The sequence below is a fragment of the Streptomyces sp. NPDC026417 genome, assembly GCF_055567695.1.
The window spans coordinates 16,933-31,214 of record NZ_JBVHPY010000005.1; the positions used below are offsets into that span (position 1 = coordinate 16,933).

The 14,282-nt window shown below is 72.4% G+C and carries 12 protein-coding genes; 9 read left to right on the plus strand and 3 right to left on the minus strand.

Annotated features, from left to right (window positions below; genetic code table 11):
* The first annotated feature begins 130 nt into the window (after positions 1 to 130).
* The 3 genes from ACZ4NT_RS09635 (at position 131) to nudC (ending at position 6,262) form a co-directional block, all read left to right on the plus strand.
* Complete coding sequence (locus ACZ4NT_RS09635) at positions 131 to 3,781, plus strand: UvrD-helicase domain-containing protein (RefSeq protein ID WP_467724535.1); 3,651 nt, start codon at positions 131 to 133, stop codon at positions 3,779 to 3,781.
* A 10-nt stretch (positions 3,782 to 3,791) separates the two neighbouring features.
* On the plus strand, positions 3,792 to 5,204 hold the full coding sequence (locus tag ACZ4NT_RS09640; protein ID WP_121405853.1) for a dipeptidase: 1,413 nt from the start codon (positions 3,792 to 3,794) through the stop codon (positions 5,202 to 5,204).
* Between the two features lie 107 nt (positions 5,205 to 5,311).
* Positions 5,312 to 6,262 carry an NAD(+) diphosphatase gene (gene nudC, locus ACZ4NT_RS09645; RefSeq protein ID WP_183116998.1) on the plus strand — a complete coding sequence of 317 codons (951 nt, stop codon included), beginning with the start codon at positions 5,312 to 5,314 and terminating at the stop codon, positions 6,260 to 6,262.
* A 66-nt stretch (positions 6,263 to 6,328) separates the two neighbouring features.
* On the opposite strand, the gene ACZ4NT_RS09650 is transcribed toward nudC, so the two are convergent.
* Complete coding sequence (locus ACZ4NT_RS09650) at positions 6,329 to 6,571, minus strand: mycoredoxin (RefSeq protein ID WP_045559070.1); 243 nt, start codon at positions 6,569 to 6,571, stop codon at positions 6,329 to 6,331.
* A gap of 171 nt (positions 6,572 to 6,742) precedes the next feature.
* Between ACZ4NT_RS09650 and ACZ4NT_RS09655 the strand changes: the two genes are divergently transcribed.
* The 5 genes from ACZ4NT_RS09655 to ACZ4NT_RS09675 all read left to right on the plus strand — a co-directional run bounded on the left by ACZ4NT_RS09655 (position 6,743) and on the right by ACZ4NT_RS09675 (position 10,713).
* On the plus strand, positions 6,743 to 9,025 hold the full coding sequence (locus ACZ4NT_RS09655) for an ATP-dependent DNA helicase UvrD2 (RefSeq protein WP_467724539.1): 2,283 nt from the start codon (positions 6,743 to 6,745) through the stop codon (positions 9,023 to 9,025).
* A gap of 163 nt (positions 9,026 to 9,188) precedes the next feature.
* Positions 9,189 to 9,509, plus strand: a complete 321-nt coding sequence (locus tag ACZ4NT_RS09660; protein WP_121405856.1) for a hypothetical protein — start codon at positions 9,189 to 9,191, stop codon at positions 9,507 to 9,509.
* Between the two features lie 173 nt (positions 9,510 to 9,682).
* Complete coding sequence (locus ACZ4NT_RS09665) at positions 9,683 to 10,051, plus strand: WhiB family transcriptional regulator (protein WP_019072119.1); 369 nt, start codon at positions 9,683 to 9,685, stop codon at positions 10,049 to 10,051.
* Positions 10,048 to 10,371 (plus strand): hypothetical protein, encoded by a 324-nt coding sequence (locus ACZ4NT_RS09670; RefSeq protein WP_121405857.1) that lies wholly within the window; start codon positions 10,048 to 10,050, stop codon positions 10,369 to 10,371. The genes ACZ4NT_RS09665 and ACZ4NT_RS09670 overlap by 4 nt, the downstream gene beginning before the upstream one ends.
* Positions 10,372 to 10,488: 117 nt before the next feature.
* The gene (locus ACZ4NT_RS09675; protein WP_121405858.1) at positions 10,489 to 10,713 is read left to right on the plus strand and encodes a hypothetical protein; all 225 of its coding nucleotides are present in this window, start codon (positions 10,489 to 10,491) and stop codon (positions 10,711 to 10,713) included.
* Positions 10,714 to 10,719: 6 nt separating this feature from the next.
* Here ACZ4NT_RS09675 and ACZ4NT_RS09680 read toward each other — a convergent pair whose 3' ends face one another.
* Together ACZ4NT_RS09680 and ACZ4NT_RS09685 are read right to left on the minus strand one after the other, a co-directional pair.
* Positions 10,720 to 12,087 carry an ABC1 kinase family protein gene (locus tag ACZ4NT_RS09680; RefSeq protein ID WP_467724542.1) on the minus strand — a complete coding sequence of 456 codons (1,368 nt, stop codon included), beginning with the start codon at positions 12,085 to 12,087 and terminating at the stop codon, positions 10,720 to 10,722.
* On the minus strand, positions 12,080 to 13,375 hold the full coding sequence (locus ACZ4NT_RS09685) for a TOMM precursor leader peptide-binding protein (RefSeq protein WP_467724544.1): 1,296 nt from the start codon (positions 13,373 to 13,375) through the stop codon (positions 12,080 to 12,082). The genes ACZ4NT_RS09680 and ACZ4NT_RS09685 overlap by 8 nt, the downstream gene beginning before the upstream one ends.
* A gap of 219 nt (positions 13,376 to 13,594) precedes the next feature.
* On the opposite strand from ACZ4NT_RS09685, the gene ACZ4NT_RS09690 reads away from it, so the two are divergent.
* Entirely contained in the window at positions 13,595 to 14,194 is a 600-nt protein-coding gene (locus ACZ4NT_RS09690; protein ID WP_121405861.1) for a M48 metallopeptidase family protein, read from the plus strand.
* Positions 14,195 to 14,282: the final 88 nt, after the last annotated feature.

The window sequence follows — 14,282 nt, forward strand, 5'->3', positions numbered from 1 at the left end:
CCCGAGCGGTCTCCCCGCTGCCGGCGGTGGCCACCCGGTGACGGGCTGCCCGGCGCCCGGCGACGCACGCGGCCCGAGTGACATACCGCACCTCCCGAGCTGACCAGCGCTTCTTCCGTCCCGTCGGGCGATGCGGTCTCCGCTGTCAGTGGGCGCCGCTAGCCTCTCTGACGTGCCAGCCCGTATCACCGATCCCGAGCAGCTCAAGGAGCTCCTGGGCATCCCCTTCACCCCGGAGCAGACGGCGTGCATCACCGCACCGCCCGCCCCGCAGGTGATCGTGGCCGGAGCCGGCTCGGGCAAGACCACGGTGATGGCCGCCCGCGTCGTCTGGCTGGTCGGCACCGGACAGGTCGCCCCGGAACAGGTCCTCGGCCTCACGTTCACCAACAAGGCGGCCGGTGAACTCGCCGAGCGCGTCCGCAAGGCACTGATCAAGGCGGGCGTCACCGACCCCGACGTCATCGACCCGGACAACCCGCCGGGCGAGCCGGTCATCTCGACCTACCACGCCTTCGCGGGCCGTCTGCTGACCGACCACGGTCTGCGCATCGGGCTCGAACCCACCGCCCGCCTCCTGGCCGACGCCACGCGCTACCAGCTCGCCGCGCGGGTGCTCCGGGAGGCCCCCGGCCCCTACCCGGCCCTGACGCGCTCCTTCCCCGACCTGGTCAGCGATCTCCTCACGCTCGACTCCGAGCTCGCCGAACATCTCGTACAGCCCGAGGAGCTGCGGGCGTACGACGCCGGGCTGCTGCATTCGCTGGAGGGCGCCGCCCTCACCAACGCCGACCTGCGCAAGGTCCCCGAAGCGGCCGCGGCGCGGCGCGAGCTCACCGAACTGGTCACCCGGTACCGCGCCGCCAAGCGCGAGCGCGACCTGCTCGACTTCGGCGACCAGATCGCCCTCTCGGCGACCCTCGCCCGCACGCGTCCGGAAGTCGGCGAGATCCTGCGGGACGAGTTCCGTGTGGTCCTGCTCGACGAGTACCAGGACACCTCGGTGGCCCAGCGCGTCCTCCTGGCCGGCCTGTTCGGGGGCGGCACCGGCCACCCGGTGACCGCCGTCGGCGACCCCTGCCAGGCGATCTACGGCTGGCGCGGCGCCTCCGTCGCCAACCTGGACGACTTCCCCGAACACTTCGCGCACGCCGACGGCCGTACCGCCGTGCGTCAGTCCCTGAGCGAGAACCGCCGCAGCGGCGGTCGCCTCCTGGACCTCGCCAACGGCCTCGCGGAGCCCCTGCGGGCGATGCACGCGGGCGTGGAAGCGCTCCGGCCCGCCCCCGGGGCCGAGCGCGACGGCATGGTCCGCTGCGCACTGCTGCGCACTCACGCCGAGGAGCTGGACTGGCTCGCCGACTCGATCGCCCATCTCGTACGCACCGGGAAGGCGCCCGGGGAGATCGCCGTGCTGTGCCGCACGGCGGCCGACTTCGCCGAGATCCAGGGCGCGCTCGTCGCGCGGGACGTCCCGGTCGAGGTGGTGGGCCTCTCCGGACTGCTGCACCTGCCCGAGGTGGCCGACCTGGTCGCGGTCTGCGAAGTGCTCCAGGACCCCGGCGCCAATGCCTCTCTCGTGCGCCTGCTCACCGGACCGCGCTGGCGGATCGGCCCGCGCGATCTCGCACTCCTGGGGCGGCGCGCCCGCCTGCTGGTGTCCCACGCGCGCGGGGACGACGAGGACCGCGACCGCCGGCTCGCCGCCGCCGTGGAAGGGGTCGACCCCGCCGAGGTGATATCGCTGGCGGATGCCCTCGACACGTTCCTGGAGACGCCGCTCGGGGCCGAGGCGGCGGACGACGGGCTGCCGTTCTCGCCGGACGCCCGGGTGCGGTTCGCGCGCCTGGCCGCCGAACTGCGCGACCTGCGGCGCTCGCTGTCCGACCCCCTGATGGACGTCCTGCACCGCGTGCTCGCCGTCACCGGCCTGGAGGTCGAACTGTCGGCGTCCCCGCACGCCCTGGCCGCCCGCCGCCGCGAGACCCTCTCCAACTTCCTGGACGTGGCCGCGTCCTTCGCGGCCGGCGACGGCGAGGCGACCCTGCTGGCCTTCCTCGGCTTCCTGCGAACGGCCGCGCAGTACGAGAAGGGCCTCGACAACGCCCTCCCCGGCGGCGAGAACACCGTCAAGGTGCTCACCGCCCACAAGTCCAAGGGACTGGAGTGGGACGTCGTCGCCGTGCCGGGCCTGGTCACCGGGACCTTTCCCAGCACCCAGGGCCGTGAGAAGTGGACCGCCCAGGGCAAGGTCCTGCCGCACGCACTGCGCGGCGACGCCGACACGCTGCCCGACGTCGACGCCTGGGACGCCAGGGCCATGAAGGCCTTCCACGAGGCCATGAAGGACCACCAGCACACCGAGGAACTCCGCCTCGGCTACGTCACGTTCACCCGCCCCCGCTCCCTGCTGCTCGGCTCCGGCCACTGGTGGGGCCCCTCGCAGAAGCGCCCGCGGGGCCCGTCGGACTTCCTGCAGGCCCTGCAGGACCACTGCGCGTCCGGGTACGGCGAGACCGAGGTCTGGGCGGACGAACCCGCGGAGGGCGAGGAGAACCCGGCCCTGCACGAGGCCGCCGCCGACCACGCGTGGCCCCTCCCGCTGGACGACGCCGCCCTCGCTCGGCGGCGCGCGGCCGCGGAGACCGTGCTGGCGCACCTGGAACGCATCGCGTCCCATGACGAGGCCCATCCGGGAGCCGCGCGGCCCGAAGCCGTCCACGACCCCTCCTCGCACGACGATCCGGACTGGCCGCCTCCGCCGGAGGAGGACGAGCTCCTCGGCATGGACGGCGACCCCGGGGAGGACCCCTTCGGAGAAGGCGCCTCCGACTGGGACTCCTGGACGACCGAACGGCCCCCGGGGACGCCTCACGCCCGTGCCCCGCTCACCCCGGAGCGGGACCAGGAGCAGGTGGACGGGCGTTCCGACGCCCGCCGGCCCGCCATCCCCCATGCCCGTTCCCACCCGGCCGACCCCGACCCTGACGAGGACTCCGACCACGGCGCGGGGCCCGGAAGCATGCCCCTCACCCCGGAGGAAGCCCGGATCCTCGCCTCCTGGGACCGCGACCTCGACGCGCTCACCGGCGAGCTCCTGCGGGCGCGCGCGGGCGTCACCGACGTACCCCTGCCCGCCTCGCTCACCGCCTCACAGCTGCTGCGCCTGGCCGCCGATCCGGACGGGTTCGCCCAGGAACTCGCCCGCCCGATGCCGCGCCCGCCCCAGCCCGCCGCCCGTCGCGGCACCCGCTTCCACGCCTGGGTCGAGTCCCGCTTCGAAGCGCTGCGGCTGCCGATGCTGGAGCCGGACGAGCTGCCCGGCAGCGAGGCCGAGATCGCCGACGAACGTGACCTGGAGGCCCTCAAGGAGGCCTTCGAACGCAGCCCGTACGCCCACCGCACCCCGTACCGCGTCGAGTGCCCCTTCCAACTGGCCGTCGCCGGACGCGTCGTGCGCGGCCGCATCGACGCCGTCTACCGGGAGGACGACGGCGACGGAACCACGTACGAGATCGTCGACTGGAAGACGAGCCGCACGCGCACCGCGGATCCCCTCCAGCTCGCCGTGTACCGGGTGGCCTGGGCCGAGCAGCAGGGCGTGCCCCTGGAGTCGGTCAGGGCCACGTTCCTGTATGTGCGCAGCGGAGAGGTCGTCCACCTGGACGGGCTCCCCGACCGGGCGGCGCTGGAGCGGCTGCTCCTGGAGGAGTCGGCCGAGGAGCCCGCCGAAGGGGCCCCGGAGGATCCGCCGGACGAGCATGTCGGTGCGGGCCGATAGGCTCGTGAGCATGAGCAAGCCCGTTGACAGCGCTGTCAGCGCCGTCCGCACGTACATCGCTGCGCACCGCGCGCCCTTCCTCGACGACCTCGCGGAGTGGCTGCGCATCCCCTCGGTGTCGGCACAGCCCGACCACGCCGCGGACGTGGCCCGCAGCGCCGACTGGCTCGCCGCCAAACTCAGGGAGACCGGCTTCCCCACCAGCGAGGTCTGGGAGACGCCGGGCGCTCCGGCCGTGTTCGCCGAGTGGCCCTCGGACGACCCGCAGGCACCCACCGTCCTCGTCTACGGGCACCACGACGTGCAGCCCGCCGCCCGCGAGGACGGCTGGGACACCGAGCCGTTCGAGCCGGTGATCCGCGGCAACCGGCTTTACGCGCGCGGGGCGGCCGACGACAAGGGGCAGGTGTTCTTCCACACACTCGGCGTCCGTGCCCACCTCGCCGCCACCGGACGCAGCGCCCCGGCGGTGCACCTCAAGATGCTCGTCGAGGGCGAGGAGGAGTCCGGCTCGCCGCACTTCCGCGCCCTCGTGGAGCAGCACGCGGAGCGGCTCGCCGCGGACGCGGTGATCGTCTCCGACACCGGCATGTGGTCCGAGGACACCCCCACGGTGTGTACGGGCATGCGAGGTCTGGCCGAGTGCGAGATCGCGCTGTACGGGCCCGAGCAGGACATCCACTCCGGCTCCTTCGGCGGCGCCGTGCCGAACCCGGCCACCGCAGCCGCCCGCCTGGTCGCCGCGCTCCACGACGAGCACGCGCGCGTGGCGGTGCCCGGCTTCTACGACGGCATCGTCGAACTCACCGACCGCGAGCGCGAGCTCTTCGCCGAGCTGCCCTTCGACGAGCAGCGGTGGCTGAGCACGGCGAAGTCCGCAGCGACCCACGGAGAGGCCGGGCACACCACCCTGGAGCGCATCTGGGCCCGTCCGACCGCCGAGGTCAACGGCATCGGCGGCGGCTACCAGGGCCCCGGCAGCAAGACGATCATCCCGTCCTCCGCCATGGTGAAGCTCTCCTTCCGCCTGGTCGCGGGACAGGACCCGGACCATGTCGAGAAGGCCGTGCGCGCCTGGGCGGCCGATCAGCTGCCCGCCGGGATCCGGCACGAGATCACGTTCGGTTCGGCGACCCGCCCCTGTCTGACCCCGCTCGACCACCCGGCTCTGCAGTCCGTCGTACGCGCCATGGGCCTCGCCTTCGAGCAGCCCGTCCGCTTCACCCGCGAGGGCGGCTCCGGCCCCGCCGCCGACCTCCAGGAAGTCCTGGCGACACCCGTGCTCTTCCTGGGCATCTCGGTCCCGTCGGACGGATGGCACGCCCCGAACGAGAAAGTGGAACTCGATCTGCTGCTGAAGGGCGTCGAGACCACCGCACACCTCTGGGGCGACCTGGCCGAGAACTGGGGCGAGGCACACTGAACAGGGCCGGCCACGCGCTGAAGACCGAGCTCCGCACCCGTCCCGCCGCAGCCCCTGCCGCACCGCCCGTCGACATATCCGTTCCTTCGGGGGAGTTGGAAGCACCCGTGACCACCTGGACCGACCACACCGCCGACCGTCCCATCTCGCTCACCGCTCCGAGCGGCATCGACCGCGCCGCCCACCACCGGCTCGACGAGGCCTGGCTGGCGGCGGCATGGAGCCACCCCACCACCCGCGTCTTCGTGGTCTCCGGCGGTCAGGTCCTCATCGACGAGACGGCGGACGGCAGCACCGAGCTCGTCATGACGCCGTCCTTCGAGGCCCCGCTCACCGAGGCGCACCGCTACTTCCTGGGCACCGACGACGACGGCGTGAGCTACTTCGCCCTCCAGAAGGACGCGCTGCCGGGGCGGATCGACCAGTCAGCGCGGCCGGCGGGGCTGCGCGAGGCGGGGCTGCTCCTGTCACCGCGGGACGCGGGCCTGATGGTGCACGCCGTCGCCCTGGAGAACTGGCAGCGGCTGCACCGCTTCTGCTCGCGCTGCGGCGAGCGCACGGTCATTGCGGCGGCCGGTCACATCCGCCGCTGCCCGGCCTGCGGCGCCGAGCACTATCCGCGCACCGACCCGGCCGTGATCATGGCGGTCACGGACGACGACGACCGCATCCTCCTCGGCCGTCAGGTGCACTGGCCCGAAGGGCGCTTCTCGACGCTCGCGGGCTTCGTCGAGCCCGGGGAGTCCATCGAGACGTCGGTGCGCCGCGAGGTCTTCGAGGAGGCCGGCGTCACGGTCGGCGAGGTCGAGTACGTCGCCAGCCAGCCCTGGCCCTTCCCCTCCAGCCTGATGCTGGGGTTCATGGCCCGTGCCACGTCGTCGGAGATCAACGTCGACGGCGACGAGATCGAGGAGGCGCGCTGGTTCTCCCGTGAGGACCTGCGCACCGCCTTCGAGTCCGGTGAGGTGCTGCCGCCGTACGGCATCTCCATCGCGGCGCGACTGATCGAGCTCTGGTACGGAAAGCCCCTGCCCCGTCCGGGCGGTCCGGCACTCTGACCCCCGCCCCGGGCAGTGCGCCCGCGTCGGCCGCGGCCGTCAGGCCGCGTGCCGACGGCGCCGCGCCTACGCGCCGATCTTCTGCTTGACCTGCGCCAGCGAAGGGTTCGTGAGCGTCGACCCGTCCGGGAAGAGGACGGTCGGAACCGTCTGGTTCCCGCCGTTCGCCTTCTCCACGAACGCGGCGGACTCCGGGTCCTGCTCGATGTTGATCTCGTTGTACGTGATGCCCTCCCGGTCCATCTGGCTCTTGAGCCGGCGGCAGTAGCCGCACCACGTGGTGCTGTACATCGTCACAGTGCCCGGCATGTCTGTTGTGCTCCTTCACGGCAGGGGTGCGGTTGGCAGTGAGTGGAACGTACGTGACCGGGCCGCCATTCCCGCCGGCGCCCCAGTGCGACTCCGGGCGAGCGCCGGGATCGGGCCACCGCCCGGCGCCGGCGGATGTGATCCCCGCCGCACGGCCGCCGCACCACGGCTGTGACGCCTGCCGCATTCGTACGACTGCATGCGCCCCCCTGTGGACAACCGGCTCTCCCGTCTCCGGCGACCTGGCAGCATGGCGGTGTGACAGCAGCAACGCACTCCACCCTTTTCCCTCGGGTACCGGACACGGCCGACGCGGTGCTCGACGGGCTCGACCCCGAGCAGCGCGAGGTCGCGACCGCCCTGCACGGTCCGGTGTGCGTGCTGGCCGGGGCCGGTACGGGCAAGACGCGGGCGATCACCCACCGCATCGCCTACGGAGTGCGTGCCGGGATCCTCCAGCCCTCCAGCGTGCTCGCCGTCACGTTCACCAACCGCGCCGCGGGAGAGATGCGCGGCCGTCTTCGTCAGCTCGGCGCCTCCGGTGTCCAGGCCCGCACCTTCCACTCGGCCGCCCTGCGCCAGCTCCAGTACTTCTGGCCGAAAGCCGTCGGCGGCAGCATGCCCCGGATCATCGACCGCAAGGTCCAGCTCGTCGCGGACGCGGCGGCCGCCTGCCGCATCCGGCTCGACCGGGGCGAGCTGCGGGACGTGACCGCCGAGATCGAGTGGTCCAAGGTCACCCAGACCGTCCCCGGTGACTACGCGGCCGCGGCCGCCAAGACCGGCCGCGAGACCCCGCGCGACCCGGCCGAGATCGCCCAGCTCTACTCGACGTACGAGGACCTCAAGCGCGACCGCGCGGTCATCGACTTCGAGGACGTCCTGCTGCTGACCGTCGCCATCCTGCAGGACCGGCACGACATCGCCGAGCAGGTCCGCTCCCAGTACCAGCACTTCGTCGTCGACGAGTACCAGGACGTCAGCCCCCTCCAGCAGCGCCTCCTGGAGCTGTGGCTCGGCGAGCGCGACAGCCTCTGTGTGGTGGGCGACGCCAGCCAGACGATCTACTCGTTCACCGGTGCAACCCCCGACCACCTTCTCGACTTCCGCACCCGCCACCCCGGAGCCACGGTCGTCAAGCTCGTCCGTGACTACCGCTCCTCGCCCCAGGTCGTCCATCTGGCGAACGGACTGCTCGCGCAGGCCCGCGGCCGTGCGGCCGACCACCGCCTGGAGCTCGTCTCCCAGCGCGGCCCCGGCCCGGAACCCGTCTACGCCGAATACACGGACGAGCCCGCCGAGGCCGAGGGCGCGGCCCGCCGCATCCGCGAGCTCATCGCCTCCGGGGTCCCCGCGGCGGAGATCGCGATCCTGTTCCGCACGAACTCCCAGTCGGAGACCTACGAGCAGGCCCTGGCCGATGCCGGAGTGCCCTACCAACTGCGCGGTGCGGAGCGCTTCTTCGACCGCCCCGAGGTGCGCAAGGCGGGCGTCGCCCTGCGCGGCGCGGCCCGCTTCGGCGGCAACGACTCCCTGCTGGACGACGTGGTCGACCTCCCCTCGCAGGTGCGCGCGGTGCTGTCCGGCGAGGGCTGGTCGAATCAGCCGCCCGCCGGATCGGGAGCGGTCAGGGAGCGCTGGGAATCGCTGGCCGCCCTGGTGAACCTGGCGCAGGACTTCGCGGCGGCCAAACCCGACGCCACCCTGAGCGATCTGGTGGCGGAGCTCGACGAACGCGCCGGTTCCCAGCACGCCCCCACCGTGCAGGGCGTCACGCTCGCCTCGCTGCACTCGGCGAAGGGCCTGGAGTGGGACGTCGTCTTCCTGGTCGGCGTCGCCGAGGGGATGATGCCGATCACCTACGCAAAGACCGAGGAGCAGATCGAGGAGGAGCGCCGTCTCCTCTATGTCGGTGTCACCCGGTCCAGAGAGCACCTGTTCGTCTCCTGGGCGCTGTCCCGTTCGCCCGGCGGCCGGGCGAACCGGCGGCCCAGTCGCTTCCTCGACGGGCTGCGCCCGGGCTCCGTCGCCACCGCCGGCCGCAGTGGTGCGGCGGGCGCCGGAGGCGTCGAGCGCGGCATCGGGAGCACGGGCGGCAGCGCGGTGCGGCGCACCAGCCGGACCCCGGCCAGATGCCGGGTCTGCGGTCGCACGCTCACGGACGCCGGTGAGATGAAGCTGATGCGCTGCGAGGACTGTCCCTCCGACATGGACGAGGGGCTCTACGAGCGGTTGCGGGAGTGGCGGGCGGAGCAGGCGCAGCGCAGCGGGCAGCCGGCCTTCTGCGTCTTCACGGACAAGACGCTGATGGCGATCGCCGAGTCCGTGCCCGACGACGAGGGAGAGCTGGCGCGGATCCCCGGGGTCGGAGTGCGCAAGCTCAACCGGTTCGGAGCCGACGTTCTGGCCATCTGTGCAGGTCGCGAACCCGGAGGGGACGAGGAAGTTGATTGATTCAAACTCGTCGAGAAAATAGTTTGCGCATGCCCCAGCGATCCCCATAGGTTCTTAACACGGAAACGGCGGCCTTCTCCGAGGCCCTGGTTTCGTGCTGTACTTAACAACCGTCGGACCGGTTCATCCCGGTCCCCATAGACGCCGAGAGGAGGCGATTCCAGTGATCAGCATCAACGTCAGCTCCACCAGCTCCGTCAAAATGACCGATCCCTCGGTCGTCTCCACCTGCTCGCTCGGCGTCTCGAACCTGGGCACCGGTCTGTCCGGCATCTCTGCCGTCCGTCCGGCGTCCGTCGTGTCTCTCACGGGTCTTCCCATCCGTGAGCGCAATGAGCGACCGATCCAGGCACTGGAAGCAGTAACGGCACAGGCGCGGACCTATGCCTTTGCGGCCGCCGGTGCCGGATCCCTGAAGCAGACCAAGCAGCACCACACGATGTGGGCCTTCCGTGGGCCTGAACCCTGGAGCGATCCAGCCTGATCCTCGATCAGGCCGGCGCCTTCAGGGCCGCGGAACCCCACCCGGGATCCGCGGCCCTTCTGTTTGTCCCCGACCGGGGACGGCCAGAGCGAAGGGGCCTCGGGACGAAAAGAACCCGGTACCAGCCGCCAACCGGCCAACCGGCCGGCACGACCAGACGAGGAAAACAAACCGTGCAACTCGAAGCGCACGCCCCGTCCGTACCGCCTTCCGAGACGATCCCCCCGCCCGGCCTCACGGAGGACTCCACCTTGACTCCGCTCACTGCGCTCACCGCGCTCGACGACGCCATCGAGAACCTCGGCGTACCCGTCCCCTGCCGCTCCTACGACCCGGAGGTCTTCTTCGCCGAGTCGCCGGCCGATGTCGAGTACGCCAAGTCCCTCTGCCGCACCTGCCCGCTGATCGAGGCCTGCCTCGCCGGCGCCAAGGAGCGGCGTGAGCCCTGGGGCGTCTGGGGTGGCGAGCTCTTCGTCCAGGGTGTCGTCGTGGCCCGCAAGCGGCCGCGTGGCCGTCCGCGCAAGAACCCGGTCACGGCATGAACACCACAGGAACGATCGATCGCCCCCTCACGAACGACCCCAAGAAGCAGGCCCCGATGAAGCCGTCCGCCAACGAGCCCGCCCGCTCCGCGACCCCAGACTTCTCCACCACCGGTGCGAACGACTCGCGCCAGAACAGGACCCGAGAGATGCAACTCATTCCAGAAGCCCTGGCTCGTGCGCATATGCACGACCGGCTGCACGAAGCCGAGCGGGATCGACAGGCCGTGCGCCTGGCCGCCGCCCGGCGGATGCAGCGCCGTGCCGAGCGCGCCTCGATGCGCGCTCGCCGGGCGCTGGCCATGGCCGTCATGCAGTGACCGAGAGCGGTCGCGGTTAGCACGGCAGAACGACAGAGCGGGGGCCGGTCCGAACGGACCGGCCCCCGCGGTGCGTTGTGAACCGTCAACCGCTCGCCACGGGGATATCGTCGCCGGGTGACGAGTCTTCCCGGGGACAGTGACGACAGCGGCTCCGCGCAGCGGCCGGAGACGACCGAGCCCCTGCGCGTCGCGTGCGCCCGCTGCGGCGCCCTCGCCGAGGGACCACCGCTCACCTGGACCTGCTCCGTGGAGAACGGCACCCGTCAGTACATCTGCGAGGAGTGCGCGCGGGCCAACCTCAGGGCGATCGAGGGACGCCTGGACTCGGCCTGGTGGTAGGCCCGTTCACGCCTCCGCTGCCTCCTCCAGCAGGTCGTCCGGCGCTTCCTCCGCGGAGAGGAAGCCGGGAAGCCAGGCCTCCAGTTCGTCTCTCAGCCGCACCGTCGCGCCCAACTGGCACAGGACGCCGATCGTGCTGAGGGTGACCCGGTGGATCAGGAGGTACGACGGGGGCAGATTCAGCTGCCTGCCGAGCTGGTGGGCGGGGGAGCGGGGGTCGGCGATGCGAGCGGCCTGGCTGCGCATCCAGCTGCGGGTGAAGGTGAACTCCTCGGCCTCGGCCGGTTCGATGATCGGGAGCAGATAGTCGAGGACCGCCTCGGGGTCCAGCTCTATCGACTCCTTCACGAAGCCCTCCGCGCAGAGGAGTCCGTAGACCGCCTCCGCCTCTCCTTCGAGGGTCATGCGCAAGGAGCTTCCGATGGTCGCGGGCAGCCCGCCCGGCAGGCGGTCGACCGTGCCGAAGTCCAGCACGCCCAGCCGCCAGCCGCCCTTGTCGTCCGGCAGCAGACGGAAGTTGCCCGGGTGCGGGTCGGCGTGCAGCAGGCCCGTGCGGGCGGGGCCCGAGAACAGGAAGCGGGCGAGCAACTGGCCGGCCCGGTCCCGCTGCTCCCGGGTGCCCTCGGCGATCACCTCCGAGAGCGGTGTTCCCTCGATCCACTCCGTCACCAGCACCTGCTCGCACTGGTGGACCACGGCGGGCACGACCACGTCCGGGTCGGCCGCGAACTCGTCCGCGTGGGTCGCCTGGGCCCGGGCCTCCAGGCCGTAGTCGAGCTCCTCCGACACCCGGTCGCGCATCTCCGTGATCAGCGGCTTGATGTCCATCCCGGGAATGAGCGGCCCCAGCAGGCGGGCGAAGCGGCTGAGCTGGTTCAGGTCCGAGAGCAGCGCCTCGCCCGCGCCGGGGTACTGGACCTTGACCGCGACCTCGCGTCCGTCGTGCCACACGGCACGGTGCACCTGGCCGATCGAGGCCGCCGCGGAAGGCCTTTCCTCGAATTCCTGGAAGAGTTCCTGCCAGTCCTCGCCGAGCCGCTCCTCCAGCACGGTGTGCACGGTCCGGGTCGGCATCGGAGGGGCGGCCTCCTGCAGCTTGGTCAGCGCGGCGCGGTAGGGACCCGCCACCTCCTCGGGCAGCGCGGACTCGAAGACGGACAGGGCCTGCCCGAACTTCATCGCCCCGCCCTTGAGCTCGCCGAGCACCTTGAAAAGCTGCTCCGCCGTGCGCTGCTGGAGCTCGCGGCCCACGATCTCCGCCGACTTCCCGCCGATCCGTCTGCCGAGCCCCCAGGTGGCCCGCCCGGCGAAGCCGAGCGGGAGCGCGGCGAGCTTGGCGGTCCGGGTGACCGCCTTGCGGGGAAGATCAGACATGCGCCCTCCAAGTCCCAGACAACCGCGCGGCGTGTGTCTCGTGGCGAGACCTCGCCGGCGGCTGGTGCTCAGCCATTGTCGCGTGCGGCTCCCCGTCCTTGGAGGTGTGTTCTTCCTTACCTCTCTCCGCGGCCCCGCACGGGCACGCGGGATGGGGCCACAGCGGACGGGCGGGCCAGGTCGGTGTCGGCAGGGAGGCCTCCCAGCGTGTGCCCGCGCCGGATGGCGACAGCCCGTCGAGGAAGGCGAGCGCATGGGTGGCGGCCAGACCGGCGACCGCGGACGCCAGAGCGAGATCACAGGCCTGGACCCGCCGGTGACCGCCCGACCGCCACTGGGCGATCAGCCGGGGCCATGTCTCGTCCCGGTCGGTGCGGGCGCGCTCCAGACAGCCCGCGCAGCCGGTCTCGCCGGGGAGGACGAGGGGGCCGACCACACCGGTCCCTTCCACCACCCCGGTATAGAGATGGGGTGTGCCGGAGGCGAGGAGCGGCTCGGCGGTGACGGGGTCGGGGGCGTGGACCGCCAGTCCGTCCCGGGGCGCGAGGACCACGAGGGACCAGCCGGCTTCCGCCGCCGGGATGCGGGTCCGCTCGTCCGATGCGGGGCTGTGCCCGGGCGCATCCGGATCGAGGGGCCCCCGGTTCCCCGCTGAGAGGGACGGTGAGGGCGCTCGGCGGCGGCCGGGTGGTCGGTCCGGGGCTGCTCGCCGCACCGCCCGCGGGGCGGCCTCCTCGCGGCGCTCGCCCACGGACTCGGCGGGCAGCCCGCCGGGGGCGACGTCGCCCGGCTCCACCCGGCCGCCGTCACGGACGTCCACCTCGCCGACCCCGGCGCCCGCCAGCAGTGCGGCGAGGACGACGCCCACCCGGCCCGCACCCCGTACTTGCACCCGCAGGGAGCGGCGGGCGGCCAGGCGCTCCATCGCCTCGCCCGGCCCGCGAGTGACCAGGGACAGGGAGGCGAGGTCCGGTCGCAACCGGTCGAGGACGGCCTGCTTTCCCCGCAGGGTGTCGGCGGCCGGGCCGCCGCCCGTCGCGTCGTCCAGCAGGCCGGCGCCGGCCAGTCGGTCGACCAGGCCGTCGACGTGGCCGTCCGGCAGACCCATCCGGCGTCCCTCGTCGCGCAGCAGCGGCAGGCTCCGCGTCCCGTCGAGCAGCGTCAGGAAGCTGCCCGTCGCCGTGTCCATCGGGCCCAGCACTATCGCGTGCGCCGGTGCCATGCCGAACTGCACGGTGTTGAGATCCCGCCAGCCGCGCCGCAGCGCGGGTTTCACCATCGGATGCATGACCGGCCCCCGTAGCCCTCGGAATGTCCCCGGTGTGTCGGTGGACGGCTGTCCTGCCCCGCCGACGACTGCCAGCATGCCCGCCGCGTCCGCCGCCGTGCCGAAAGTTGTCCACAGGCTGCCGCATTAGTCGTACAAATCCAGCGCGCGGAGTGCGGATCGCCACGGAACCGTCCCGGAGGCGGGACTTTCACCATGTGCAACGGGTAACGTCGGGGCGTGCCCGCCGACCCACTGCACCGCGCCGGAAAGCCACAGCGCAGCACGACGAGCCTGCCGCCAAGCGGCTCGGGGGCGAGCGCGATCGAGGTCCGCAGGAGCGCCCGCCGACGCAGAACGGTCTCCGCGTACCGCGAGGGCGATCGCACTGTCGTGCTCATCCCCGCCCGGATGTCCGAGGCGGAGGAGCAGCGCTGGGTGAGCGTCATGCTCGACAAGCTGGCCGCGCAGGAGAGCAAGCGGATGCTCGGCGACCGGGAGCTGGCCGAGCGCGCGGCCAGGCTGTCCGGCCTGTACTTCGACGGCCGGGCCCGTCCCACCTCGGTCCGCTGGGTCACCAACCAGAACACCCGATGGGGCTCCTGCACCCCGTCCGAGGGCAGCATCCGGCTGTCGCACCGGCTGCAGGGCATGCCGGAGTACGTCGTCGACTACGTCCTGGTCCATGAGCTCGCGCACCTTCTCGTGCCCGGCCACGGCCCCCGCTTCTGGCGCCTCCTCGAGGCCTACCCGCGTACCGAGCGCGCCCGGGGCTATCTCGAAGGCGTGGTCGCCGCCGACCGGTTGCCCCACCACCAGCCGGCCGCGGCAGAGGACTGAGGGCGGCCCGCCCCCGTCGTCGTCCCGTGCCAAGCCCGGAGCAGGGATTGTGTACCGGGTCTGTACCGGCTTCGTCCGCTCCCGGAAT

Excerpts from the sequence above, each read along its gene's own strand:
- ACZ4NT_RS09640 (WP_121405853.1), top strand. The coding sequence starts at position 3,792 with ATGAGCAAGCCCGTTGACAGCGCTGTCAGCGCCGTCCGCACGTACATC.
- ACZ4NT_RS09650 (WP_045559070.1), bottom strand. The coding sequence starts at position 6,571 with ATGCCGGGCACTGTGACGATGTACAGCACCACGTGGTGCGGCTACTGC.
- ACZ4NT_RS09670 (WP_121405857.1), top strand. The coding sequence starts at position 10,048 with ATGAACACCACAGGAACGATCGATCGCCCCCTCACGAACGACCCCAAG.
- ACZ4NT_RS09685 (WP_467724544.1), bottom strand. The coding sequence starts at position 13,375 with ATGCATCCGATGGTGAAACCCGCGCTGCGGCGCGGCTGGCGGGATCTC.
- ACZ4NT_RS09635 (WP_467724535.1), top strand. The coding sequence starts at position 131 with ATGCGGTCTCCGCTGTCAGTGGGCGCCGCTAGCCTCTCTGACGTGCCA.
- ACZ4NT_RS09680 (WP_467724542.1), bottom strand. The coding sequence starts at position 12,087 with ATGTCTGATCTTCCCCGCAAGGCGGTCACCCGGACCGCCAAGCTCGCC.